Here is a 25,523-nt window from a genome sequence, read left to right on the forward strand (position 1 = left end):
TCCCGAGTGCTCATCATAGGGCGTCGTCGCCAAGGTAGTCTCAGCCACGTGTCTGACAGCGTTCCGTCCCCTGAGCCAGCCGTCGACGTCGACGCCTCGGAGCCTCCCGCCCCGATTCGCCGCACGTCACCCGTGACGCGCCGCATCGTCGCGGCGATCGCGATCCTCCTCGTCCTCGCCCTCGTGGTGGTGACCGTCTTCGCCGTCGTGTCGCTGCGCCGTCCGCTGCCGGACGTCAACGGTGAGGTCAACCTCCCGGGGCTGAGCGAGTCGGTCACCGTCACGCGCGACGCGCAGGGCGTCCCGGACATCACCGCCCAGACCGACCTCGACCTCTTCCGGGCCCAGGGCTACGTCCACGCCCAGGACCGGTTCTTCGAGATGGACTACCGCCGCCACGTGACCTCGGGCCGGATGGCCGAGCTCGTCGGGAACGTCCCCTCCGCGATCCAGGCCGACACCGTGACCCGGACCTTCGGCTGGCGCGCGGTCGCCGAGCAGGAGTGGGACCTCCTGGCGGACGACACCAAGACCTACCTGCAGGCCTACGCCGACGGCGTCAACGCCTACCTCGACGAGCGCGACCCGGGTGAGCTCGCCGTCGAGTACACGGTGCTCGGCCAGTCCGTCACGGTCGAGGACCCCGAGCGCTGGGACCCGATCGACTCCGTCGCCTGGCTCAAGGCGATGGCGTGGGACCTGCGCGGCAATTACGACGACGAGCTCGGCCGGGCGCTCGCGTACACCACCCTCGGGACCAGTGACAACGTCGAGAACAACGTCGCCGTCGTCGAGGAGCTCTTCCCGGCGTACCCCGAGGAGACCAACCAGCCGATCCTCACGGCCGACGAGATCAGCGGGACCCCGGCCGCGACCGTCTCGGCCGAGGGACTCGGCGACGACCTCGGGACCGAGGGGCTCGACGCCGCCATCGCCTCCGCCGAGGCCGCCCTCGACGCCGTCCCCGTCCTCGTGGGCCGGGGCGACGCGTCCGGGTCGAACTCGTGGGTCGTCTCCGGCGAGCACACCGAGAGCGGGATGCCGCTGCTGGCCAACGACCCGCACCTCGCGCTGGGCGCGCCCAGCATCTGGTCGCAGATCGGCCTGCACTGCGCCGAGCAGACGCCGGACTGCACGTTCGACGTCTCCGGCTTCTCGTTCGCCGGGTTCCCCGGCGTGATCATCGGCCACAACGGCGACCTTGCGTGGGGTCTGACCAACATGGGCGCCGACGTCACGGACTTCTTCGTGGAGCGGGTCCGCTCCGACACCTACCTGCGCGACGGCGAGTGGGAGCCGATCGACGTCCGCAAGGAGACGATCGTCGTCAACGGCGGGGACGACCTCGTGATCGAGGTCCGGTCCACGGTCCACGGCCCGCTGATGTCCGACGCCCTGCCCGAGCTCGAGTCCGCGACCTCGACGCCGCACGACGACCTGCGCCTCGGCTCCTACTCGGTCGCCCTGCAGTGGACCGCGCTGACCCCGGGCAACACCGCCGACGCGATCTTCGCGTTCGACCGTGCCCAGGACGCCGACGACATCCGGGACGCTGCGGCGCTCTTCGAGGTGCCCGCGCAGAACATCGTGTTCGCGACGACGGACGGCCACATTGGCTACCAGGCGCCCGGGAGCATCCCGGTGCGCAACGACGTCGACGGTGCGGTGCCGAGCGACGGGTCCTGGCCACGGCCCGGATGGGACAGCGACTACGACTGGCAGGGATACGTCGACTCCGACGACATGCCGTCCGTCCTCGACCCGGAGGACGGCATCATCGTGGCCGCGAACCAGGCCGTCCTGCCCGCAGGCGTCGGGCCGTTCCTGACCAACGACTGGGCCTACGGCTACCGGTCCGAGCGGATCCGCACCTTGCTGCAGAACGAGATCGACGCCGGCCGGCAGATCGACACGGCGACGATGAGCGAGATCCAGCTCGACGACTGGTCCGCGTTCGGGGCCACCCTGGTGCCGGTGCTCCTGGAGCAGGAGCTCGACGACGACTTCGTCGACGACGGCCAGGAGCTGCTCGCCGACTGGGACTTCCACACCGGCACGGACTCTGCTGCGGCGGCGTACTTCAACGCCGTGTGGAGCGACGTGCTGGAGCTCGCCTTCTGGGACGACGTGCCACCGTCGATGCGGCCGTCGGGCGGGAGCCAGTGGCTCCAGGTCGTGATCGGTCTGCTCGACGACCCGACCAACCCCCTCTGGGACGACCGAACCACGCTCGGCGTCGTCGAGACGCGCGACGAGGTGCTGAGCCAGTCCCTCGAGAACGCGCGTCTGGAGCTGACGTCCGAGCTCAGCAAGAGGACCGACGACTGGGAGTGGGGCAAGGTTCACCAGCTCCGACTCCAGCACCCGGTGCTCGGCGGCGAGGACATCCCCGGCGTGATCTCCGGCGTCTTCAACCCGGGCGCCGTCGAGCTGCCGGGCGGGACGTCGATCGTCAACGCCATAGGCTGGGACGCGTCCGCGGGGTCGTTCGACGTCACGACGGGACCGTCGATGCGGATGGTGGTCGACCTCGACGACCTCGACCGCTCGACGTGGGTGACCGTCACGGGAACGTCGGGGCACCCGGCGTCGTCGCACTACGACGACCAGCTCGACGCATGGGCGACCGGTGAGACGTTCGCGTGGCCGTTCAGTGCCGAGGCGCGGGACGAGAGCGCGGAGGACACGCTCGTCCTCCGCCCGTAGGCAGAGCGCGTCGAGGCGTCAGCCGAGCTCTCGCCACCCCAGCGGGGTGGCGACGCCGCTGACGCGGACGTCGTGCTCCTCGACGGGCAGCGGGTGCTCGGAGGCGTCGTAGATCTCCTCGGGGTAGACGAGCGCGAACGTCTTGACGCCGGGTCGCACGTACTCCAGCGCGCGGTCGTACCAGCCGCCGCCCTGGCCCAGCCGGACCCCCCGGGTGTCCACCGCCAGCGCGGGCGCCAGCACGACGTCCGCCTCGGCGAGAACCTCGGGGGGCATGCTCGGACCGCTCGGCTCCGGCGGCCTGCCAGGGGCCCGGACGGCGAGATCCTCCTGGCCCGCGTACTCGGCCCACTCCCGGCTGAGCCCGGCCCCGAGGACGGGCAGCAGGACCCGCGTGCCTCGGGCGGCGAGCAGGTCGAGCAACGGAGCCGTCCCGACCTCGGCCGGTCGGGCCGCGTAGCTGGCGACGCACCGGGCGGCCGCGACCTCGGGGATCTGGGCGACGACCTCCGCCACCGCCTGCGCCGCCTCGCCCCGAAGCCGGTCGGAGCGCATCTCGCGCGCGGCGCGGACAGCCTGGCGCATCGCGATCTTCGACTCCTCGACGTCGCTGCCGGGGAGGATGGGATAGGGCTGGGCCGGGCCGCTCATGCGTTCCATCATCGCAAACGGAGCACGGTCACCGCGAACGGTTCCACAGGGAGCGACCGACCGGCCCCGAGTGGTGCGGGCGCGGTGTGACGTGGTACACCCTTCTCGGTCCGACACGCGGGCCGGGGAGAAGGGTGGACCGATGACCGCAGGTGCGCGTGGGTGGGGACTCTCGCGCCCCTGGCCGGTGACGCTCACGGACGAGCTGAGCGGTGTCGTCCTCCGGCCCCTGCGTCGTCGCGACGGTATCGAGTGGAGCGCGCTGCGCGAGCGCAACGCCGCGTGGCTCGACGAGTGGGAGGCGACGTCGCCGACCGGACCGGGCACCGCCCCGACCTTCGGTGAGTACGTCCGGCTCCTGACCGCCCAGGCTCGTGCCGGGACCGCGCTGCCGTTCGCCGTCGAGCTCGAGGGTGAGCTCGTCGGGCAGCTCACGGTCTCGGGCATCACCTACGGGTCGTTGCGCGGCGCGGCGCTCGGCTACTGGATCGGGGAGCACGTCGCCGGACGCGGCGTGATCCCCACGGCCGTGGCGATGTCGGTCGACTACATGTTCACGGTGCTCGGGCTGCACCGCGTGGAGGTCAACATCCGGCCCGAGAACAGGCCGAGCCTGCGCGTCGTCGAGAAGCTCGGGCTCCGCGACGAGGGACTCCGCGAGCGCTACCTGCACATCCGTGGCGACTGGCGCGACCACCGGACCTTCGCGATCACCGCCGACGAGGTGCCCGACGGTCTCCTTGCGCGCCTCCGGTCTCGCGGCGTGTGACCAATACGCGACGGTCGCGTCCGACACGCCGCGACACATCCCGATGAGCGGACGTGGCCTCGCCTACCGTCGGTGAGGTGATCACGTCAGGGTTCGTCGCACTCGCCATCGTGGTGCTGTGGCTTGCCTACTACGTGCCGCAGCGGCTCTCGACGCGCCAGGATGCGCTCGACGCCAGCCTCTCGGACCGGTTCTCCGGCTCGCTGCGCGTGCTCGCGGTCGGTGGTGGCGCGCGGCTTCCGCGGATCGACTCCGCAGGAGCGTCCGTCGTGGCCCCTGCACTGGCGTCCGGGTCGCCCCGGGCGATGATCACGGGCAGTACGCTCGGCGAAGACCTGCCCACGACCACTCGCCACGGGAACATCCTCATGTCAGAGAGCGCGGACCGCACGACACCCGCACGCACCGTCCGGCCGCACGGTGGGACGTCGGCGTCCGCCGCGAGCACGCGCCGTACGCGGGCGCTGCCTCAGTCGCCTTCGCGGATCGCGCTCCTGGAGCGCCGCGCCGCGGCCGCGCGCCGCCGTCTGACCATCACCGTCGTCCTGCTCCTGGCCACGATCGGCACGTGGGTCGGTGTCGGGGTCGCCGGCTGGAGCGCCGTCGCCGGGGTCGTCCCGACGGTGCTGCTCGCCGGTGTGCTGGTGCTCGGGCGCAGGGCCGTCCTCTCGGCCCGCGCCGCCGACGCCGCCTGGGCCGCCGAACGTCGGGAGCGTGCCGCGGTGCGTGCCGCCCGCGGAGTGACCGGAGGGCCGGTCGAGCCGCGCAACACGGGCCGCGTGACCGGACGTGCCGTCTACGGGTCGGGCGTCGCCACGCAGATGATCCCGCGCGTGACCCCCGACATGCTGCGCGCGAGCGCTGCCTCAAGCGAGCGGGCGGGGGCGAGCCGCGGTGCGGCGTCTGCGCCCGAGACGAGCGGCGGCGCGGCCCAGCCCGCCGACGAGGAGCCCGCCCGAGGCGACGAGCGTCCCTCGTACGGCTCCTTCCGCCTCGGCGCCCCCACGGCCCCGCCGTCGCCCGCCCCGGGCGATGCGGACGTGCCGTCGACGTCGGCGACCGGCGCCACGACGACCGATGCGCCATCCGTGCCGTCCTCGTCGGACGCCGAGTCCGTCCCTGCTGCTCCGTGGGAGCCCGTCCCGGTGCCGCGTCCGACGTACACGATGAAGGCGGCCGCGCCGCGTCGGGAGCCCGCTCCGCTGCCGACGCCGTCCAGCCCCCCGGTCGCGGAGCGGCCCGACGAGTCCGCGTCGACGCCTGCCCCGGAGTCGACACCGACGGCCGACGCGGGCGCCACGCAGGACGATCCTCCGACCGACACGCTCGGCCTGAACCTCAACGAGATCCTGGCTCGCCGCCGTGCCGCGGGGCAGTGACGCCGGATTCACGGCCGGTCGCGATCAGGTGCTAACCTAGATTCTGCTTCTGGGGCTATGGCGCAGTTGGTAGCGCGTCTCGTTCGCAATGAGAAGGTCGGGGGTTCGAATCCCCCTAGCTCCACCCAGCGAAGTACGACGAAGGGCCCGGCCAGGCGGCCGGGCCCTTCGTCGTTCGCCCGGCACTGAGGGTCGTCGCCGGGATCGGCGGCGGCGTCGGGCGGGTGTGATCCCTCGTCGCGAAAGGTGGCAGACTGGGGCATCGTGGATCACCGACTTGCCCTGAAAGCCCCATTCGTCCAGACCGCCGGTGCGCTCGTCGCGGTCGCTCTGACGCTCGGTGGCTGCACGCAGGACGACGCGTCCACCGACGCCACGACCACCGCGGAGCCCGTGGCCGCGCAGGAGACGGCGGTCGCCGCCGCGCTCCCGGACGCCGCGACACTCAGCTCCGACGCCCCGGCCGAGCTCGCGCTCATGGCCTCCCAGCAGCTCTTCGAGTCGGCGCCCACCGTCGTCCTCGTCGGGGCGGAGGACGACGACGCGCTGGAGCTCGTCGGCGCCGTCGCGACCGAGGTCGCCGGGCCGGTCCTCGTGCTCGACGGGGCGATCGGCTCGTCCGCGGTCCGGACCGAGCTGGAACGTCTGGGCGCGCGCACGGCCGTCGTGGTCGGTGCGGTCGACCCCGCCGAGGTGGTCGACGGGTCCGCGGGCGAGGTCGAGGTGATCTCGGTGCGGGCCACCGACGCGGCCGGGGTCCCGACCGGGGTCGCCGAGGTCGCGCGCCTGCTGAGCGAGGTCCCCGACACCGGCGAGCCGACGCTCGCGGACGAGTCGCTGGTGCTGACGGACCCCGAGGACGACGTCGACCACCGGGCGGCGCTCGCGACCGCGCGTGCTGCAGGCGCGGTGCCGCTCGATGTCCCGGGGGGCGACCCGCGCGCCTCGGACGAGACCATCGGCGTGCTGCGCCAGGCGCAGGCGCTCTCGGTGGTGGCGCTGGGCGACTCGTTCGCCGACTCGGACGACCTGGCCGAGCAGGTGCGTGCGGCGTCGACCGGAGTCGAGCTGCCCGGAGGCGGCATGGTGCTGACCGACGGGCGCCGGTTCGTCGGGCTCTACGGCACGCGGATTAGCCCGAGCCTCGGAGCGCTCGGACAGCAGGACACCGACGCGTCGATCGAGCGTGCGCGGCGGGTCGCCGAGTCGACGGTCCCCGGCGCCGACGACGTCGTGCCGACCCTAGAGCTGCTCGTCACCGTGGCCTCGCCCGCCCCGGGGGCGGACGGCAACCACGCCAACGAGCAGGACCCGCAGGCCGTGCTCGAGTTCGCCGAGCGTGCCCGGAAGGCCGGGCAGTACGTGGTGCTCGCGGTCCAGCCGGGCAGTGCCACGTTCGTCGAGCAGCTCCGTGCCTACGACGACGCACTCGCACTTCCCAACGTGGGGGTCTCGCTCGAGACCGAGTGGAGATTCGTGGACAGCTCCTCCCCGGCGCTGAGCGGGACGATCCCGACCGGCGAGGTGAGCGACGTCGTCGACCACCTGCGCGACGTCGTGCGTACGGGGGCGCTGCCGCAGAAGCTCCTCGTGATCCGGGACAGCGCGCCGTCCGCCGTCGTGGACCCCGCGCAGCTGCCGGACGCGACGGAGGTCGGCGTCGTGATCGCGGGACCGGCCGGGCGCGAGCCCGACCTTGAAGAGTGGGGCGCCGAGACGGGCGTCGAGCCGATGTGGGGCGCGACCCGCTGGCTGCAGGGCGCCGACGTGCCGGCGGCCGAGCTGGGTGACGAGGAACAGCCGACGTACGTCGTGTACCGGTAGGGGTCTGCGGGGCACGGACCGGTTGTTCCGGGTCCTGCTGACCGGTCCGTGACAAGGGGTTGGCGACGCTGTCGAGATTGGCTACTGTTTCCTCTGTCCGATCGAATCGAAACGATTCGACCGCGAGGCCGCACTGCGGCTGGAACCAGCGACAGCGGAGTTCACGTGTTCTCACTCATTCCCCAGCCCCTCAGCCTCCAGGCAGGCGACGGCGCACCGTTCGCCCTCGCCGGAGCCGTGATCCGGGGCGGCGCCACCGAACCGGAGCAGCGCCTCGCGCGCCGGGCCGCGCAGACCCTCACCCGTGCCGCGGGGGTCGCGGTCTCGACGGGCTCGACCTCCGTCTCGGCGGGCTCGACCTCCGTCTCGGCGGGCTCGACCTCCGTCTCGGCGGGCTCGACCTCCGTCTCGGCGGGCTCGACCTCCGTCTCGGCGGGCTCGACGATCGAGCTGCGGCTCGACCCCGCGCTCGCCACGGACCGGCCGACATCGGACGACCGGTACGTCGTCGAGGTGACCGCCGACGGCATCGTCGCCCGCGCGGCCGCGGTCCCGGGGCTCCACCTGGCCGTCGCCACGATCGCGCAGCTGGTCCGTCCCGCGTCGGGCGAGACGCCCGCGCACGTGCCTGCCGTCGTCGTCGAGGACGAACCGCGCTACGCCTGGCGCGGCCTGTCGGTGGACATCGCGCGGAACTTCTTCGGGCCCGAGTCGCTGCAGCGGGTGCTCGACCTCGCGTCGTCGTACAAGCTCAACCGGCTGCACCTGCACCTGACGGACGACCAGGGCTGGCGCATCGACACACCCTCGCGCCCGCTGCTGACGGACATCAGCTCCAAGACCGCGATGAACGGCAACCCCGGCGGCTTCCTCACCCTCGACGAGTACGAGGAGCTGCAGGTCTACGCCGAGGACCGCGGGATCGTGATCGTGCCCGAGATCGACGTGCCGGGCCACGTCAACGCCGCGACCCACGCCTACGGCGAGCTGATGCCCGACGGCCGGGCCACCGACGCCTACGAGGGGATGGAGGTCGGGTTCTCCAAGCTGTCGATCGACCTGCCGGCCACCGAGCCGTTCCTGCGCGACGTCTTCGGCGACCTCGCGGCCGCGACGCACGGGGACTACCTGCACATCGGCGGTGACGAGGTGAAGCAGATGCAGGACGGCGAGTTCGGCAGGTTCGTCGACCTGCTCGAGCGCGTCGTGCTGGACACCGGCAAGAAGGTCGCCGCCTGGCACGAGGCCGCCCACGCCCAGGTGCGGCCCGAGACCCTGGTGCAGTTCTGGGACACCAATCACGTCCAGCTCGAGCCGCTGCAGCGTGCCGCGGCGAACGGCACGCGCTTCATCATGTCGCCGGGCAACCACGTCTACCTGGACATGAAGTACACGGCCGACTACGCGCTGGGGCAGGACTGGGCCGGGCTCGTCGAGCTCTCCGACGCCTACGTCTGGAACCCGGACGAGGCCGTCGAGGGGATCAGCGGTGACTCGATCGTCGGCGTCGAGGCGGCAGTCTGGACCGAGACGCTGACGACGCTCGACGAGCTCAACGACATGCTGATGCCGCGCCTGCCGGCGGTCGCCGAGGTCGCCTGGACCCCGCAGGACGCCAAGGACTGGGACGGGTTCCGCGAGCGCCTCGTCCGGCACGTCCCGGGCTGGGAGCGCGACGGCGTGGCGTTCCACCGCACCCCGCAGGTCACGTGGGAGTGAGCTAGATCCAGCTCTGGAACCACATGTGCGAGTGCCAGAACCAGTACGGCACGTTCCACCCGGTCCAGATCGGGTAGAAGAAGGCGCTGAAGCCGCCGATCACGACGAGGGTCGCCATGATCGCCCACTGCACCCAGGCACGGGCATCAGGGCGGCCCTCGGTGCGTTCGAGCAGCACGGTCATGACGTAGACGATCGCGAGGATCATCCAGGGCAGGAACGCGATCGTGTAGAACGTGAAGATCGTCCTGTCGGTGACGAGCCACGGCACCCATCCGCCGACGAGGCCGACGAGGACAGCGGTGGCCCGCCAGTCCTTCGCGACCACGAGCCAGACGACGGTGGCGACGAGGGCCGCCGTCGCGAGCCACCACAGCACCGGGTTGCCGAGCGACGTGATCGCCTCGGCGCACTTGGTGGTGGTGCACCCGTTCTCTCCCTCGGCGAACGAGCGGTAGTAGAACGACGTGGGCCGGGCCTGGACCAGCCAGCCCCACGGGTTCGACGCGTACGTGTGCTCGGAGTCGAGGCCGGTGTGGAAGTTCCACATCTTGACGTGGTACTCCCACAGCGAGCGCAGGGGTGCGGGCAGCCAGGTCACGCCCTCGCCCGGGTTCTCGACCGCCCACCGGCGCAGGTACCCGCCCTGCGTCGCGAACCACGGTCCCCAGGACGCGACGTAGGTGATCAGTGCCGTCGGGAGCATGATCAGCGCGGCGGGGACGGCGTCGACGAGGAAGGCGTCCTCCCACCAGCGCTTGATCCCGACCCGCCGTCGTGCGCTCGCGTCCCAGAGCACGGACAGCAGGGCGAACGCCGCCAGGAAGTAGAGGCCGGACCACTTGACGCCGACGGCGAGCCCGAGGCTGACCGCGGCCGCGAACCGCCACCAGCGCCAGCCGAGCCGCGGCCCGTAGCGTCCCACCTGGCCTCCGGCGTCGAGGATCGCCGAGACCTTGTCCGCCAGGCGCAGGCGGGCCTGTTCTCGGTCGCGCAGCAGGCACCAGAACGCGATGAGCGCGAAGACCATGATGAACTCGTCGAGCAGGGCCGTGCGCGCGTGCACGATCCCGGCCCCGTCGACGGCCAGCAGCGCCCCGGCGACGATGCCCATGGCGGTCGAGGCGAACAGGCGCCGCGCGACGCGCGCCAGGAGGAACACCATGAGGGTCCCGGCGAGCGCGGGCACCAGCCGCCAGAAGAAGGAGCTCTCCGCGCCGCCGACCGCCATCCCGAGCGCGATCAGCATCTTGCCGACCAGCGGGTGCACGACGAAGGCGGGGTCCGTCGTGTAGATGTCGACCTCGCCGGCCTCGAACCGGTCGTTGGGCTCCTCGGGCCACTCCGAGGAGTACCCGAGGTTCAGCAGCGTCCAGGAGTCCTTGACGTAGTACGTCTCGTCGAAGACCAGCTCGTGCGGGTGGGCGAGGTTCCAGAACCGCAGCAGCCCGGCGGCCACCGCCACGATCAGCGGGCCCAGCCAGCCCCACATCCGGTCGTGCGCCGTCATCCCGAGTGTCAGACGGCGCGCCCCGAACAGTTTGACGAGCAGCGCCTCCCGGTTGGTCGGCCCCGCGGCGCGCGGAAGTTCGCCGGCACGGGCGGGCGGTTCGGTCACGTCGACGTCGGCGGTCACGGGCGCAAGCCTAGAGCCACCGACGGCTTCCGCCCCCGTCCCCACGACGAAGTGCGGGGAAACCCGTACGCCCGGCTCTCGCCCCTCGTGCCCGCGTAGGCTCGCACGGTGAGCACCGAGACGACCGACCCCGCAGACCGCCCCGACGACGCCGCCCGGCCCCTGTCGGAGCGCGACGGGGCCGGCGCGCTGGTGCTTGCGGGCACCCCGATCGGGAACACCGACGACGCCTCCGCCCGGCTGCTCCGGCTGCTCGAGACCGCCGACGTCGTCGCGGCCGAGGACACCCGTCGCCTGCACGGGCTCGCGCAGCGTGCGGGCATCCACGTCAGCGGGCGTGTGGTCAGCCTGCACGAGCACAACGAGGCGGAGAGGTCCGACGACGTGCTCGACGTCGTCGCGGAGGGTGGCACCGTCGTCGTGGTCACCGACGCCGGCATGCCGGCCGTCTCCGACCCCGGGTACCGGATCGTCGCGCGAGCCGTGGACAGGGGCCTGCGAGTGACCGCCGCGCCCGGGCCCAGCGCGGTCCTGACCGCGCTCGCGCTCTCCGGGCTGCCGACCGACCGCTTCGCGTTCGAGGGCTTCCTGCCGCGCAAGCCGGGGGAGCGCTCGCGCGTCCTGGCGGGTCTGGCCCGCGAGCGCCGGACGACGATCTACTTCGAGGCCCCGCACCGCGTGGTCGACGTGCTCGCCGCGATGGCCGACGCGTTCGGGTCAGACCGGCGGGCCGCCGTCTGCCGGGAGCTGACGAAGACCTACGAAGAAGTGGTGCGCGGGCCCCTCGGCGAGCTCGTCGGTCGGGCGCACGACGACCCGTTCCGGGGCGAGATCTGCATCGTGGTCGATGGCGCCCCGGCCGAGAGGTCCGCCGACCCCGTGGACCTCGTGCCCGAGGTGCTCGCGCGGGTCGACGCGGGGGAGCGGCTCAAGACCGTCGTCGCCGACGTGGCCGAGACCGCAGGCCTGCCCAAGCGGGACCTGTACGCGGCGGCGCTCGCGGCCCGCAAGGCGTAGGCGCGCGACCGCCTCGTCGCTATAGGTCGACGTCGGCGGAGTCGAGGAACGTCACGCCCGCCTCGCGCATCGCCTCACGGGCGGCGACGCCGAGCTCTTCCGAGACGGGCGCGGTGAGGTCGCGGAGCACGCGCGTGTCGAGCCCGCGCCGGGCGGCGTCGATCGCGGTGTCCTTGACGCAGTGCGACTCGGCCAGGCCGACGACGTCGACGGCCGACACGCCCGCGGCGGCGAGGATCTCCTCCAGGGGCTTGCCCGCGGCGTCGGCCCCCTCGAAGCCCGAGTAGGCCGCCTGGAACTCGCCCTTCTTGACGCTCGCGTCGAACTCGATGCCGTCGAGCGCCGGGTGCAGGGCCGCCTCGACGGTCCCGGCGATGCCGTGCGGGGGCCAGGTGTCCACGAAGTCGGGCTCCTCGGGCGGCGTCGCGAAGTGGGGGCCGGGGTCGATGTGCCAGTCCTGGGTCGTCACGACCAGGGCGTACTCGTCCTGCCGGTAGCGGACGAAGTCGGCGACGTCCTGGGCGACGTCGTTGCCGCCCTCGACAGGGAGTGCGCCGCCCTCGCAGAACGTGGGCTGGACGTCGACGACGATCAATGCGCGGGGCTGACCCGTTCCGGTGTCCATGCTCGACACTCTGCCACGGACGTCCGGTTCTCGACCGTCCGGCCCTCCGTGGCGTCCGGATGACATGCGGCGACGTCGACCGCGTGCGCCGTCCTAGGATGTGCCCATGCCCGAGTCTGCCTTTTACGCCACCACGCCGATCTACTACGTCAACGACGCCCCGCACATCGGGCACGCGTACACGACCGTCGCGGCCGACGTCGTCGCGCGCTGGCACCGGCAGCGCCAGGAGGACGTCTGGTTCCTCACGGGCACGGACGAGCACGGGCAGAAGGTGCTGCGCACCGCCGAGGCGAACGGCGTGAGCCCCCAGGCGTGGGCCGACCGCCTGGTCGAGGCCGAGTGGGAGCCCGTCCTCGACACCATCGACGCGTCGAACGACGACTTCATCCGCACCACGCAGGAGCGTCACACCACGCGCGTCCAGGCGTTCATCAGCGACCTGCACGACAAGGGCGAGATCTACGCCGGGTCGTACGAGGGCCCGTACTGCGTCGGGTGCGAGGAGTACAAGCTGCCCGGCGACCTGGTCGAGGGCACCGGCGAGTACGCGGGCGAGCAGCTCTGCCCGATCCACGGCAAGCCGGTCGAGATGCTCGCGGAGCAGAACTACTTCTTCCGGATGAGCGCGTACGCCGACCGCCTGCTCGCCCTCTACGAGGAGCACCCCGAGTTCGTGCAGCCTGCGTCGGCGCGCAACGAGGTCGTCGGGTTCGTCAGGCAGGGTCTGCAGGACCTGTCGATCTCGCGCTCGACCTTCGACTGGGGCGTCCCGATCCCGTGGGACGACAAGCACGTCCTCTACGTGTGGTTCGACGCCCTGCTCAACTACATGACGGCCGTCGGCTACGGCAGCGAGGACTCCGCCGACCAGGAACTGTTCGCGCGTACGTGGCCCGCCGACGTGCACTTCGTCGGCAAGGACATCCTGCGGTTCCATGCCGTCATCTGGCCCGCCATGCTGATGGCCGCCGGCCTGCCGCTGCCGACGACGGTCTTCGCGCACGGGTGGCTGCTCGTGGGCGGCGAGAAGATGAGCAAGTCCAAGCTCACCGGCATCGCGCCCGCGCAGATCACCGACCACTTCGGCTCGGACGCCTTCCGCTACTACTTCATGCGCGCGATCGCGTTCGGTCAGGACGGGTCGTTCTCCTGGGAGGACATCAGCGCCCGGTACACGTCCGAGCTCGCGAACGGCCTGGGCAACCTGGCCTCGCGCGTCGCCGCCATGATCGGCAAGAACTTCGGCGGTGCGCTCCCCGCCGGCGGCGCGCGGACCGACGCGGAGACCGCCCTTGAGGCCGTCGCGGCCCGCGCGGTCGGCGACGCCGAGGCCGCCATCGACCGGTTCGCGATCCACGAGGCGCTCGCCGCCGTCTGGACGCTGGTCGAGGAGACCAACGGGTACCTGACCGTCCAGGAGCCGTGGAAGGTCGTCAAGACCGAGAAGGACGACGACGGCGCGCTGTCCGACGACGGTCGTGTCGCCACGGTCCTGGGTACGGCCGCCGAGGCGCTGCGCTCTCTCGCCGTGCTGCTCAACCCCGTGATGCCGCAGGCGTCGGCCAAGCTCTGGGACCTGCTCGGTGCCGAGGCCGCGCTCGGGGCGCTCGCGGAGCAGCCCGTCGCGTCGGCCGGCACCTTCGGGGCGTTGCCCGCGGGCACGGTCGTCACCAAGGGCGAGTCGTTGTTCCCGCGTCTCGAGGACCCCGAGGCCTGAGTCACGCTGGGCATCACGCCGGTCGAGCCATCACGCCGGTCGAGCCATCACGCTGGTCGAGCCATCACGCCGGTCGAGCCATCACGCTGGTCGAGCCATCACGCCGGTCGAGCCATGACGCCGGTCGAGCCATGACGCCGGTCGAGCCTGTCGAGACCCCGCACCTTCGAGACTGAGAGGACCGCCCGATGCCCAAGCCTCGTGAGCGCGGCTGGCCGGCGGCGCCCGAGGCGCTGCCCGCCGTCGCCGTCGACAACCACACCCACCTCGACGCGATCGCGCCGTACGCGCAGGGCGTCCGCGACCGCCTGCGGGTGGCCGAGGCCCGACGTCGCGGGCACGAGGTTCCGGCCGGCGCCGACGACATGGACCTGGTCGAGGTGCCGATCCGGGTGCCGTCGGTCGCCGACGTCGTGGCGGACGCCGCCGCGGTCGGTGTCACCCGCATGGTGCAGGTCGGGTGCGACCTGGACGCGGTCCGGTGGACCGACGACCTCCTGAACGAGACGGCCGGTACCGCGGTCGGCGGCGCACTGCTCGGCGCGGTCGCGATTCACCCGAACGAGGCCCCGCTGCACGGCCTCGGCCCGGATGCGGCGGAGGATCGCCTCGAGATCGGCCCCGACGGGCTGCTCCCGACGCTCGAGCCCCGGCACGCGACGTCCCTCGACGACGCGATCGCGCAGGTCGCGGCCGTCGTCCGCGCCAACCCGCGCATCCGGGCGATCGGCGAGACCGGGATGGACCTCTTCCGGACCGGGCCGCGCGGTGTGGAGATCCAGCGTGCGTCCTTCCGTGCGCACGTCGCGCTCGCCAAAGAGCTCGATCTCGCGCTCCAGATCCACGACCGCGACGCGCACCAGGAGGTCATCGACGTGCTGCTCGCCGACGGGGCCCCGGAGCGTACGGTCTTCCACTGCTTCTCCGGCGACGCCGAGATGGCGCGGATCGCGCGCGAGCAGGGCTGGTACCTCTCCTTCGCCGGTCCCGTGAGCTTCGCGGCGAACGACGACCTGCGGGCGGCGCTGCGCGTCATGCCGCTCGACCACGTCATGGTCGAGACCGACGCACCGTTCCTCACCCCGCATCCGTATCGTGGTCGGCCCAACGCCCCGTACCTGCTGCCGCATACGGTGCGAACCGTCGCGAAGGTCAGTGGTATGCCGCTCGACGAGGTCTGTCGCGTGACGAGCTCGACCGCCCAGCGGGTCTACGGCGACTGGTAGGGCACTACCGCCGACGGCGCGTCTCGACTACGGTCGTGCGCGACGCCTTCGCCGCGTCCTCCGCCCCCGTCTCCAGAGGATTCCTGTCCATGTCTCGTCGTCACCCGCAGAACGCAGCAGTGCGTCTCGGTGCACGGTCGTTGGTGATCGTCGGGATGCTCGCGGTGTCGGCGACGTTCGCCTCGATGCACAAGGCGGTGACGATCGACTACGACGGTCGGGTCGAGACCGTCGGGGCGTACGGGCACACGGTGGACGAGCTGCTGGCGAGCCAGGGCGTCGACGCCGGCCCGGACGACCTGGTGCAGCCGGGGCTCGACGCCGTTCCGTCCACGGGCTCGCTGATCGTCGTGCGCTCCGCCCACGACGTCGAGGTCGAGATCGACGGCGAGGCGAAGACGGTCCGCACGACGGCGAAGACGGTCGGTGAGTTCCTCGCGACCCTGGGGGAGCGGGGCAACGGGGCGGTGACCTCAGGCTCGCGGTCGGACCCCATCGGCCGTGACCTGCTGCGCGTCACCACGATGAAGGACGTCCACATCTCCGTCGACGGTGCGATGCAGGCGATCACGACGTCCGCAGAGTCCGTCGGGGACGTGCTCGCCGAGGCCGGCATCACGCTCGCACCCCTGGACGAGACGTCGGTCCCCCAGGGTGCCGCGGCGGTGGACGGGATGATCGTCGTCGTCTCGCGCGGAGGCAGCGACGCCGACACGGTGACCGAGGTCGTCCCGTTCGACGTCACCGAGGTCGAGGACCCGTCGCTTCCCGAGGGGCACCGCGTCGTCGTGCAGCAGGGCTACGTCGGGGAGGCCGTGACGTCGTACGCGGTCAAGATCCTGGACGGCCAGGAGGTCTCCCGTTCGGTCGTGGCTCAGCGGATCACGCAGGAGGCGCGCGAGGAGATCGTGCACGTGGGCACGATGACGATCGCGGACGTCGTGGTGGACCCCGGCTCGGCCCGAGCCGTCGCGAAGGCGAAGGTCGCGGACCGGGGCTGGGGCTCGGACCAGTTCCAGTGCCTCGACAAGCTGTGGCAGAAGGAGAGCGGCTGGCGCGTCGACGCGGCGAACCCGTCGTCGTCGGCGTACGGGATCCCGCAGGCTCTGCCGGGGTCGAAGATGGCCTCGGCCGGCGACGACTGGCGGACGAACGCGGCGACGCAGATCGAGTGGGGCCTGGGGTACATCTCCGGTCGGTACGGCACCCCGTGCGACGCCTGGGCGCACTCCGTCTCGGTCGGCTGGTACTGACCCGGGCCGAGGCCGTCCGGCGCCAGAACCGGAGGACCCGGACATTGCGGTCCGGGGGATCGAAGACGCGGCGCACGGGTGTCGAGGACCTCGTGAAGCAATCGTGAATCGGCCCCGCGGCGGTGGACGCGTCACCTAGGGTCGCTCGGAGCGGTGGCACGGCCCCGCGATCGGCGCACGACGCCACCCGACGATGCCCCGGACGATCCCGAGGGCTGAGGGGCTCCCCCCTGACTGACTGGAATCCTCGTGAAGCACATCCCTGCGCACAGGCAGAACTCTGCCCGGCCGAAGGACGCGCACACCGAATCGATCACGATCGACGGCACTGAGCCTGCGCCCCGGCACCCGCGTCGCCGCAAGGCGGTCGCGCTCGTCGCCTCCGCCTTCGTCCTGGCCGGCGGCGGCACCGCCGCCTACGCCTCGACGGTGAAGACGGTCGACCTCGACGTCGACGGCAAGACCGCCACGGTCTCGACGGCGGCCGGGAGCGTCGGTGGCGTTCTCGCCTCGGAGGGCATCGACGTCGACACCCGCGACCTCGTCGCTCCCGGCGTGGACACCGCGCTGGAGGACGGCGACGAGATCGTCGTGCGGACGGCGGACGAGGTCACGATCGAGCAGGACGGCGACGAGCGCTCGATCCTGACGACGTCGGTCGACGCCGAGGAGACCATCGAGCGGTACTCCGAGCGCGCGGGCGAGGACGTCCGTCTGGTCGCGTCGCGCTCTGACGCCGACGGCCGTGCCGAGCTGCCGATCGAGCTCGACACCGACGCGCCGGTGACGGTCGAGGCCGACGGGGACTCCGTCGAGGTCGACGACTCCCAGGACGTCGACACGGTGCTGGACGAGGCTGGCGTCGAGCTCGGGGACGCCGACCGTGTCGTCGTCGAGCACGACGACTCCGATGCCGAGACCCCGGTCTCGGTGGTCGTGGAGCGGGTCGAGTCGAGCCAGGAGGAGCGCACCGAGACGATCGACTTCGAGTCGACGACCGTCGAGGACCCGGACATGTATGTCGGCGAGTCGGAGGTCCGCACCGAGGGCGAGGCCGGCGAGCGGACGATCGTCGAGGACGTCGTCACCCGCGACGGCGAGGAGATCTCCCGCGAGGAGGTCTCGAACGAGGTCACGACGGAGCCGGTCGACGAGGTGATCGCCGAGGGGTCCAAGGAGCTTCCGGGCGGGACCCCGGCGTCGAACAAGGAGCTGGGCCTCCAGATGGCGGCCGAGCGTGGCTGGACCGGGTCCGAGGCCACGTGCCTCGACAGTCTGTGGACGCGCGAGTCCGGCTGGGACGAGAACGCCGCGAACCCGACGTCGAGCGCGTTCGGGATCCCGCAGGCGCTGCCCGGCTCGAAGATGGCCTCGGCCGGTGCTGACTGGGCCACCAACCCCGCGACGCAGATCGCGTGGGGTCTGGACTACATCGCCGGCTCCTACGGAAGCCCGTGCTCCGCGTGGGCACACTCCGAGTCCGTCGGCTGGTACTGATCCCTCTATTCCGGGCAGACCGCTCGCAACGGAATTATCGGACTTGAAGTCTGAAACTTCCCACCTTAGCCCTATCGGGCTTGGCAGCGTGTAACGAATCGGTTACGGTCGAATGCCGCCGCATCTTCAGGCGGACACCGAGCGGGCATCCACCGTTCGGCCGCACGGCCGCTGACCACAGTCGTGGAACCACGCGCCTACCTACGGATGACTGGATGAATGTGAACAACATCAACGACGCCGGCAACCCCGACGCACCCGAAACCGCACCCCTGGACCTGAGCGCCGTCGCGCCCGCCGAGTCCGAGGCCGAGGCGGCACCGGCAGCGCGACGTCGCCGCCGCTGGCCCCTCGTGGCCGGTCTGGCCGCCGTGGTCGTCACCTCCGGTGGCGCCATCGCCTACGCCGACGCCCGCAAGACGATCGAGCTCGACGTCGACGGCGAGGTCACCACCGTGACGACGATGGCCGGCTCCGTCGACGGACTGCTCGAGGAGCAGGGCGTCGACGTCGACAACCGTGACCTGGTGGCCCCCGCGGCCGACACCTCCCTCGAGGAGGGCGGCGACGTCGTCGTGCGCTACGCCAACCAGGTCGGCGTGCAGGCCGACGGCGAGCACGAGGACGTCTGGACGACGGCGCTCGACGCGGACGAGGCGCTCGACGCCTACGCCTCGCGCGGTGACGACGTCCGCCTCGTCGCGTCGCGCTCCGACGCCGAGGGTCGCGCCGACATCCCGCTGCGTCTCGACGTGGACGGCCCGGTGAACCTGGTCGTCGGCGGCGAGACCACCGTGGTCGACGACGGCTCGGTCGGTGTCGAGGCCATTCTCGACGAGAACGACGTCGAGCTGGGCGAGGACGACCTCGTCTCCGTCGTGCGCGACGACGAGGCCGCCGCGGCCGAGGGCGTCCCCGCCGTCTCCGTGCTGGTCGAGCGCGTCGAGGTCAAGACCGAGACCGAGACCGAGGAGATCGACTTCGAGACGAAGACGGTCGAGGACCCGGACCGGTACACGGACGAGGGCACGGCCGTCGAGTCCGAGGGCGCCAAGGGTGAGCGCACCATCAAGACCGAGGTCACCTACCGTGACGGCGAGGTCCAGTCCGAGGAGCTGATCTCGGACGAGGTCACCACCGAGCCGCAGGACCGCGTCCTCGTCGAGGGCACCAAGGTCCGTCCGGAGCCCGAGCCGGAGCCCGAGCCCGAGCCCGAGGCGACGACGTCCTCGAGCTCGTCCAGCTCCTCCAGCTCGTCGTCCTCCGCGTCGCAGGGCTCGGCACCGGCCGGTGTCTGGTCCCAGCTCGCACAGTGCGAGTCGGGCGGCAACCCCGCGACCAACACGGGCAACGGCTACTACGGCCTCTACCAGTTCTCCCTGCCGACCTGGCAGGCGATGGGCGGCAGCGGCCTCCCGAGCGAGGCGTCGGCCGCCGAGCAGACGCAGCGCGCACAGGCGCTGCAGGCTCAGTCGGGCTGGGGCCAGTGGCCCGGGTGCGCCGCGAAGCTGGGTCTTCTCTGACAGACCCGCACCCTCACTGGGGCATCCGTTCTGGGGACGGACGCACGACGACGGGGTGGGACTCCTGCGGGAGTTCCACCCCGTCGTCGTACCCCGAGACGCATCGGTAGGCTCAGGGCATGACCGACACCTCCCCGGGCCTGCTGGGCCCCGCCGAGATCCGCGCCCTCGCGGAGCGCCTCGGCGTGCGCCCCACCAAGACGCTGGGGCAGAACTTCGTGCACGACGGCGGTACCGTCCGCAAGATCGTGCGCGCAGCCCGCGTCGAGGCCGGCGACCGGGTGATCGAGGTCGGCCCCGGGCTCGGGTCGTTGACCCTCGGCCTGCTCGACGCCGGGGCGAGCGTCGTCGCCGTCGAGATCGATCCCGTGCTGGCGGGCCGGCTGCCGCAGACGGTCGCGGAGCGCCGGCCCGACCTGGCGGACCGGCTGACGGTGATCCTCTCCGACGCGATGGACGTGACCGAGCTGCCGGGCGAACCGCCCACGGCGCTCGTCGCGAACCTGCCGTACAACGTCGCCGTCCCCGTGCTGCTCACCGCCCTCGAGCGGTTCCCATCCCTGGAGACGGTGCTCGTCATGGTGCAGGCCGAGGTGGCCGACCGCCTCGCGGCGCCTCCCGGCAGCCGGACCTACGGCATCCCGTCGGCCAAGGCGGCGTGGTACGCCTCCGCACGTCGCGCCGCGGCCGTGGGCCGCAACGTCTTCTGGCCCGTGCCGAACGTCGACTCCGCGCTCGTCGCCCTCGAACGCCGGGACCCGCCCGAGACGACCGCGACGCGTGAACAGGTCTTCGCCGTCGTCGACGCCGCCTTCGCCCAGCGCCGCAAGACCCTCCGGTCCGCGCTGGCGGGGATCGCCGGTTCGCCCGCCGCCGCGCAGGAGGCCTGCGAGAAGGCGGGCGTCGACCCCGGCCTGCGTGGGGAGCGGCTCGACATCACCGGGTTCGCCCGCATCGCCGAGGCCCTCGGATGACGCGGGTGCACGTGCGTGCGCCCGGCAAGGTCAACCTCTCTCTCCGGGTCGCGGCGCTGCAGGACGACGGCTACCACCCGCTCGTGACGACCTTCCAGGCCGTCTCGCTGTTCGAGGACGTGGAGGTCGGCGACACCGAGCCGGGCGCGGGGATCTCGATCTCCGTCACCGGGCCCCATGCCGACGTCGTCCCGACCGACAGCAGCAACCTCGCCTGGCAGGCGGCCGAGCTCGTCGCCGCGGCCGCGGGGGTGGACCCCGACGTGCACATCGAGATCACCAAGGGCGTCCCCGTCGGCGGCGGGATGGCCGGCGGGTCGGCCGACGGTGCCGCGACGCTCGTGGCGTGCAACGCCCTGTGGTCGGCGGGCCTGTCCCAGACGGACCTGTCTGACCTCGCCGCACGCCTCGGCTCCGACGTGCCGTTCGGGCTCGTCGGGAACACCGCCGTCGGCACCGGGCGCGGGCACCTGCTCACCCCGGCGATGTCTCGCGCCGACCTGCACTGGGTGTTCGCGGTCCGGGACGAGGGCCTGTCCACCGGCGCCGTCTACCGGGCGTACGACGAGCACGTCGGCGGACCCGCGCACGTGAGCCCCGACGACGACGCGGCCCTGCTCGCGGCACTCCGCTCCGGGGACGCGGCCGCCGTCGGGGCCGCCCTGCACAACGACCTGCAGGCCGCGTCGCTCACGCTCGCGCCGCACCTGCGGCGCACCCTCGACCTCGCGACCGAGGCCGGCGCGCTCGGCGCGCTGATCTCCGGGTCCGGGCCCACGGTCGCGGCGCTCGCCGGGGACCTGCGGCACGCGCACGCGATCGCCGCCGCCTGGAACGCCGCGGGCGTCGCCGACCAGGTGCACCTGGCCACCGGCCCGGTCCACGGAGCGCGTATCGTCACGCACGTCGGCCCCGAGCGTCACCCCTGACGCGACCGCCCGCGCCGACCACTCACCACCACCAGGACGGACACGCATGGCTCACCTGCTCGGCGCCGACGGCATCTCACTGACCGTCGGCACCCGCACCCTGCTCGACGGCATCTCCCTCGGGCTCGACGACGGCGACCGGATCGGCGTCGTCGGACCCAACGGTGCCGGCAAGTCGACGCTGCTCCGTCTCCTCGGCGGCACCCAGGCGCCGGACGCGGGCCGTGTCACGACCGCCGGGGGAACCCGCGTCTCGATGCTCGTCCAGCGTGACGAGTCGCCCGCCGGCGCCACCATCCGCGACCTCGTCCACGGATCCGCCCAGACCCACGAGTGGGCCTCGGACGCCGGGATCCGTTCGGTGCACGAGGGGCTGCTGGCCGACCTCGACCTCGACGCGCCCGCCACGCACCTGTCCGGCGGGCAGCGGCGCCGGGTGGCGCTCGCGGCGCTGCTCGTCGACGACCCCGACGTGCTGCTGCTGGACGAGCCGACCAACCACCTCGACGTCGAGGGCGTCGCGTGGCTCGCCGACCACCTGGCACGCCGCTACGGCCGCCCCGGTGCCCGCGGGGCGCTCGTCGTCGTCACCCACGACCGCTGGTTCCTCGACGCCGTGTGCGAGCGCACCTGGGAGGTGCGCGGCGACGGCGAGATCGACGCCTACGACGGCGGGTACGCCGCCTACATCCTGGCGCGCGCCGAGCGTGCCCGGGCGGCCGCCGTCGTCGCGGAGAAGCGCAACAACCTGCTGCGCAAGGAGCTTGCCTGGCTCAAGCGCGGTGCCCCGGCCCGGACGTCGAAGCCGAAGTTCCGGCTCGACGCCGCGGCCGCGCTGATCGACGACGAGCCGCCGCCGCGCGACTCGATGGAGCTGACCCGGACGGCGACCAAGCGGCTCGGCAAGGACGTGCTGGACCTCGAGGACGTCACCGTCCGCGTCCAGCCGCGCACCGAGGCCGAGCGCGAGCGGACGCTCCTCGACGACGTGACGTGGCGCCTCGGGCCGGGGGACCGGTACGGCGTCGTCGGGGTCAACGGCGCGGGCAAGACGACGCTCCTCGCGCTTCTCGCGGGGCGGCGGCAGCCCGACGAGGGCAGGGTCAGGCGGGGCAAGACCGTCGTCGTGGCCGAGCTGACGCAGGACGTCGCCGAGCTGGACGACGTCGGGCACCTCAAGCCCGTCGAGGTGCTCGAGCGGGAGCAGGGGACGGTCGTCGTCGACGGCAAGGAGCTCACCGCGGGGCAGCTGACCGAAAAGCTCGGGTTCACGCGCGACCGCGCGCACACCGCCGTCCGCGAGCTCTCCGGCGGGGAGCGTCGCCGGCTGCAGCTGCTGCGGCTGCTGGTCGCGGAGCCGAACGTGCTGCTGCTCGACGAGCCGACGAACGACCTCGACACCGACACGCTCGCCGCGCTCGAGGACCTGCTCGACGGGTACCCGGGCACGCTGATCGTGGTCTCGCACGACCGGTACCTGCTGGAGCGCGTGGCCGACCGCCAGGTGGCCCTCTTCGGGGACGGCTCGATCCGTGACCTGCCCGGGGGCGTCGAGCAGTACCTGAGGATGCGCGCCGACGGGGTGGGGGCGTCGGGGGACGCGTCGACGGCGGCAGCCGCCGCTCCCACCGCCGCGCCCGCCGCCGTGCCCGCCGAGGCAGCGGGCCCGACACCGGCGGAGGTCCGTGCGGCGAAGAAAGAGATCGCCCGGATCGAGCGTCGTCTGCAGCGGATCTCGGAGGCCGAGGCCAAGCTGCACGCCAAGATGGCCGAGCAGGCGACCGACCACGCCGCCGTGACGGCGCTGAACGAGGAGCTGCGCGCGCTGTCCACCGAGAAGGAGTCGCTCGAGGAGCAGTGGATGCTCGCGGCCGACGTCGCGGGCTAGGACGTGACCTCGACCTCGGCCTGGTAGGCGGCGCACGAGCCCTCGTCGGTGCATTCGTCGAACGCGCTGCCGGTGACGACCACGGACGCCGGTCCGCCGGGGAAGGCGCTCGGGACGGGAATCTCCGTCGAAAAGCTGCCGTCCGCCGCGACGTCGGTGACGACGGGCTCGGTCGACGTGTCGGTCCGGACCTCGCTGTGCAGCACCAGGGCGTACGTGCGGTCGGTGCCCGTCGCGCACGCCGCGGCGGGGCTGCTGACGATCACGCTCTCGCCCGGGGCCACGGTCGCCGACGAGACCTCGAGCGGCTCGGGCAGGCAGTCACCGGGGGAGGCGCTGCAGGCCGTCAGGGTGCACGCCACGACGGCCAGGACGCTCGCGACCGCGACGCTCCGTCTCATGCGCTCAAGGTAGCGAGATGCGGTGCTGCTGTCCCGGCGTGACCGTCATCGTCATCGCCTCGTGCCCTCGCGCGGGGTGGCGAGCAGGCCGGCGGCCGTCATGACCAGGAGCACGCCGAGCAGCAGGAGCAGGGACGCCGTCCAGCCTCCCGAGGCCTCGTGCGCGGCACCGAAGAGCGACGGCCCCGTCGCGGCGATCGCGTAACCGACGGTCTGCACGACGGCTGAGGTCTGGCGGGCCTCGCCGACGGTCCGGGCGCGCTGCACGATCACCGTGAAGATCACCGTGAAGTTGCCGCCCTGGGCGGCGCCGGCGAGTCCGACCCAGAGAGGCCAGAAGGCCGGGGCGACCAGAAGGCCGACGGGGAGCGCGACCCACGCGGCGGCGATCACCACGAACACGGGCCGTGCACCGACCCCGCGCCCGAGGGCCAGGGGGACACCGAGAGCCCCGGCCACCGCGAAGAGCTGGAAGAGCGACGCAGCACCCCCGGCCGCGCCCGCCCCGATGCCGAGGATGTCCTGCAGCAGGGACGGCATCCACGCGGTCGCCGCGAAGTACCCGAAGGACTGGCCGCCGAACATCACCGCGAGGATCCACGTCATCGGCCGACGGAGCACCGACCCGGTCTCCGCGTCGACCGGGGCGAGGCGTGGGGGCTGCACGGCCCCGACCCGCTCGGCACGCTGCCGTGCGGCGAGCCGCCAGGGGATCCAGGCGACCGGGACCAGCACGGTCCAGGCGACGAGTGCCCACTGCCAGCCGACGGCCTCGGCCAGCGGTGCCGTGAGCGCCGTCGCGAACACGGAGCCGATGTTGAGCGCGGACGTGTACATGCCCGTGACGGTGCTCGCGGACCCGGGGAAGTCGCGGCGGATGACGGTCGGGACCGCGATGTTGCCCGCCGTGATCGCCACGCCGATGAGGGTGGTACCGACGACCGCTCCCGCGAACGAGCCCGACGACCGCAGGATCGTGCCGAGCAGGATCGTCAGGAGCGACAGGGAGACGACCTTCTCGATGCCGAGGCGCTCGATCAGGGCCGAGGCCGCCGGCGCGGCGACCGCGAAGCAGAGGACGGGCAGCCCTGTCAGGACCCCGACCCCGGCGGCGGAGAGGCCCAGGCCCACCGCGACGTCGTCGACCACCGGGGCGAGCGCGGTGATGGGTGCGCGCAGGTTGAGGGCGTAGAGGAGGACGGCAGCGAGGAGGAGCCCCTGGACGCCGCCGGGCGGCAGTCGTGGGGATCGACCGGTGGTGGGCGGGTCAGCCGTCGAACTGTCCGACGACGGTGCGCAGCAGGTCCGCGAGCCGCGGGCGTTCGGCCGGGTCCAGGGCGTCGAGGATCCGGGACTCGACGTCGAGGAGGTCGCTCATCGCGGCGTCGACGCGGGCGCGCCCCTCGGGCGTGAGCTGGACGAGCACCCCGCGGCGGTCGTCGGGGGACCGGTGGCGTTCGACGAAGCGGCGCGCCTCGAGCCGGTCGATGCGGTTGGTCATGGTGCCGCTGGTCACGAGGGTCTGGGTGATCAGCGCCCCGGGGGAGAGCCGGTACGGGTCGCCCGACCGGCGCAGGGCCGACAGGACGTCGAACTCCCACGTCTCGAGCTGCTCGCGGGCGAACGCGCTGCGTCGTGCGAGGTCGAGGTGGCGCGCGAGGCGAGAGACGCGCGAGAACACGGTCAGGGGTTCGACGTCCAGGTCCGGGCGTTCGCGCTGCCAGGCGTCGACGATGCGGTCGACCTCGTCGGCCCCGGCTGCGTGCGTGTCCATGCGGGTGAGCCT

20 protein-coding genes, 1 tRNA gene and 1 pseudogene are annotated in these 25,523 nt (G+C 72.5%); 16 read left to right on the forward strand and 6 right to left on the reverse strand.

Annotated features, from left to right (window positions below):
* Positions 1 to 48 precede the first annotated feature (48 nt).
* Positions 49 to 2,706 carry a penicillin acylase family protein gene (locus BLU20_RS05190; protein WP_407946471.1) on the forward strand — a complete coding sequence of 886 codons (2,658 nt, stop codon included), beginning with the start codon at positions 49 to 51 and terminating at the stop codon, positions 2,704 to 2,706.
* 18 nt (positions 2,707 to 2,724) lie between these two features.
* Here the strand turns inward: BLU20_RS05190 and BLU20_RS05195 are convergent, their stop codons facing one another.
* Positions 2,725 to 3,357, reverse strand: a complete 633-nt coding sequence (locus BLU20_RS05195) for a 5-formyltetrahydrofolate cyclo-ligase (RefSeq protein WP_083371843.1) — start codon at positions 3,355 to 3,357, stop codon at positions 2,725 to 2,727.
* Positions 3,358 to 3,499: 142 nt separating this feature from the next.
* Here BLU20_RS05195 and BLU20_RS05200 point away from each other — a divergent pair, with 142 nt between their 5' ends.
* From BLU20_RS05200 to BLU20_RS05220, 5 genes are all read left to right on the forward strand, one after another.
* Positions 3,500 to 4,126, forward strand: a complete 627-nt coding sequence (locus BLU20_RS05200) for a GNAT family N-acetyltransferase (RefSeq protein WP_083371844.1) — start codon at positions 3,500 to 3,502, stop codon at positions 4,124 to 4,126.
* A gap of 53 nt (positions 4,127 to 4,179) precedes the next feature.
* The gene (locus tag BLU20_RS05205) at positions 4,180 to 5,505 is read left to right on the forward strand and encodes a hypothetical protein (RefSeq protein ID WP_083371845.1); all 1,326 of its coding nucleotides are present in this window, start codon (positions 4,180 to 4,182) and stop codon (positions 5,503 to 5,505) included.
* 51 nt (positions 5,506 to 5,556) lie between these two features.
* A tRNA-Ala gene (locus BLU20_RS05210) sits at positions 5,557 to 5,629 on the forward strand.
* 140 nt (positions 5,630 to 5,769) lie between these two features.
* The gene (locus BLU20_RS05215; RefSeq protein WP_157270329.1) at positions 5,770 to 7,329 is read left to right on the forward strand and encodes a hypothetical protein; all 1,560 of its coding nucleotides are present in this window, start codon (positions 5,770 to 5,772) and stop codon (positions 7,327 to 7,329) included.
* A 165-nt stretch (positions 7,330 to 7,494) separates the two neighbouring features.
* On the forward strand, positions 7,495 to 9,048 hold the full coding sequence (locus BLU20_RS05220) for a family 20 glycosylhydrolase (protein ID WP_172829023.1): 1,554 nt from the start codon (positions 7,495 to 7,497) through the stop codon (positions 9,046 to 9,048).
* Between the two features lies 1 nt (position 9,049).
* Here BLU20_RS05220 and BLU20_RS05225 read toward each other — a convergent pair whose 3' ends face one another.
* Entirely contained in the window at positions 9,050 to 10,684 is a 1,635-nt protein-coding gene (locus BLU20_RS05225) for a dolichyl-phosphate-mannose--protein mannosyltransferase (RefSeq protein ID WP_231959307.1), read from the reverse strand.
* A gap of 108 nt (positions 10,685 to 10,792) precedes the next feature.
* Here BLU20_RS05225 and rsmI point away from each other — a divergent pair, with 108 nt between their 5' ends.
* The gene (rsmI, locus tag BLU20_RS05230; protein WP_083371848.1) at positions 10,793 to 11,701 is read left to right on the forward strand and encodes a 16S rRNA (cytidine(1402)-2'-O)-methyltransferase; all 909 of its coding nucleotides are present in this window, start codon (positions 10,793 to 10,795) and stop codon (positions 11,699 to 11,701) included.
* Positions 11,702 to 11,720: 19 nt separating this feature from the next.
* On the opposite strand, the gene BLU20_RS05235 is transcribed toward rsmI, so the two are convergent.
* Positions 11,721 to 12,326, reverse strand: a complete 606-nt coding sequence (locus BLU20_RS05235) for an isochorismatase family protein (RefSeq protein ID WP_083371849.1) — start codon at positions 12,324 to 12,326, stop codon at positions 11,721 to 11,723.
* Positions 12,327 to 12,432: 106 nt separating this feature from the next.
* On the opposite strand from BLU20_RS05235, the gene metG reads away from it, so the two are divergent.
* The 9 genes and pseudogenes from metG to BLU20_RS05275 all read left to right on the forward strand — a co-directional run bounded on the left by metG (position 12,433) and on the right by BLU20_RS05275 (position 23,336).
* Entirely contained in the window at positions 12,433 to 14,046 is a 1,614-nt protein-coding gene (gene metG, locus BLU20_RS05240) for a methionine--tRNA ligase (RefSeq protein WP_083371850.1), read from the forward strand.
* 188 nt (positions 14,047 to 14,234) lie between these two features.
* Positions 14,235 to 15,272 carry a TatD family hydrolase gene (locus BLU20_RS05245; protein ID WP_083371851.1) on the forward strand — a complete coding sequence of 346 codons (1,038 nt, stop codon included), beginning with the start codon at positions 14,235 to 14,237 and terminating at the stop codon, positions 15,270 to 15,272.
* A 35-nt stretch (positions 15,273 to 15,307) separates the two neighbouring features.
* On the forward strand, positions 15,308 to 16,525 hold the full coding sequence (locus BLU20_RS05250) for an aggregation-promoting factor C-terminal-like domain-containing protein (RefSeq protein WP_231959308.1): 1,218 nt from the start codon (positions 15,308 to 15,310) through the stop codon (positions 16,523 to 16,525).
* Between the two features lie 249 nt (positions 16,526 to 16,774).
* Positions 16,775 to 18,022: an aggregation-promoting factor C-terminal-like domain-containing protein gene (locus BLU20_RS05255; protein ID WP_231959309.1), complete on the forward strand. Its 1,248-nt coding sequence runs from the start codon at positions 16,775 to 16,777 to the stop codon at positions 18,020 to 18,022.
* Positions 18,023 to 18,237: 215 nt separating this feature from the next.
* Positions 18,238 to 19,545, forward strand: a complete 1,308-nt coding sequence (locus BLU20_RS05260; protein ID WP_083371853.1) for a resuscitation-promoting factor — start codon at positions 18,238 to 18,240, stop codon at positions 19,543 to 19,545.
* 119 nt (positions 19,546 to 19,664) lie between these two features.
* On the forward strand, positions 19,665 to 20,519 hold the full coding sequence (rsmA, locus tag BLU20_RS05265) for a 16S rRNA (adenine(1518)-N(6)/adenine(1519)-N(6))-dimethyltransferase RsmA (RefSeq protein WP_083371854.1): 855 nt from the start codon (positions 19,665 to 19,667) through the stop codon (positions 20,517 to 20,519).
* The gene (locus BLU20_RS05270; protein ID WP_083371855.1) at positions 20,516 to 21,448 is read left to right on the forward strand and encodes a 4-(cytidine 5'-diphospho)-2-C-methyl-D-erythritol kinase; all 933 of its coding nucleotides are present in this window, start codon (positions 20,516 to 20,518) and stop codon (positions 21,446 to 21,448) included. Before rsmA ends, BLU20_RS05270 begins: the two co-directional genes overlap by 4 nt.
* Before the next feature lie 46 nt (positions 21,449 to 21,494).
* Positions 21,495 to 21,986, forward strand: a pseudogene (locus tag BLU20_RS14405) (ATP-binding cassette domain-containing protein); the annotation flags it as partial.
* A complete protein-coding gene (locus BLU20_RS05275; protein WP_407946481.1) occupies positions 21,987 to 23,336 on the forward strand; it encodes an ABC-F family ATP-binding cassette domain-containing protein in 1,350 nt (449 codons plus the stop codon). It begins immediately after the preceding pseudogene.
* Here the strand turns inward: BLU20_RS05275 and BLU20_RS05280 are convergent.
* From BLU20_RS05280 to BLU20_RS05290, 3 genes are read right to left on the reverse strand one after another with little or no spacing between them, the layout of a single operon-like run.
* Positions 23,333 to 23,737, reverse strand: a complete 405-nt coding sequence (locus BLU20_RS05280; protein WP_083371857.1) for a hypothetical protein — start codon at positions 23,735 to 23,737, stop codon at positions 23,333 to 23,335. The genes BLU20_RS05275 and BLU20_RS05280 overlap by 4 nt on opposite strands.
* Positions 23,738 to 23,788: 51 nt before the next feature.
* A complete protein-coding gene (locus tag BLU20_RS05285) occupies positions 23,789 to 24,976 on the reverse strand; it encodes an MFS transporter (RefSeq protein ID WP_083371858.1) in 1,188 nt (395 codons plus the stop codon).
* A gap of 28 nt (positions 24,977 to 25,004) precedes the next feature.
* Positions 25,005 to 25,511: a MarR family winged helix-turn-helix transcriptional regulator gene (locus BLU20_RS05290; protein WP_029253019.1), complete on the reverse strand. Its 507-nt coding sequence runs from the start codon at positions 25,509 to 25,511 to the stop codon at positions 25,005 to 25,007.
* Positions 25,512 to 25,523: the final 12 nt, after the last annotated feature.

It is taken from the genome of Paraoerskovia marina (assembly GCF_900105445.1).
Taxonomy (GTDB): domain Bacteria; phylum Actinomycetota; class Actinomycetes; order Actinomycetales; family Cellulomonadaceae; genus Paraoerskovia; species Paraoerskovia marina.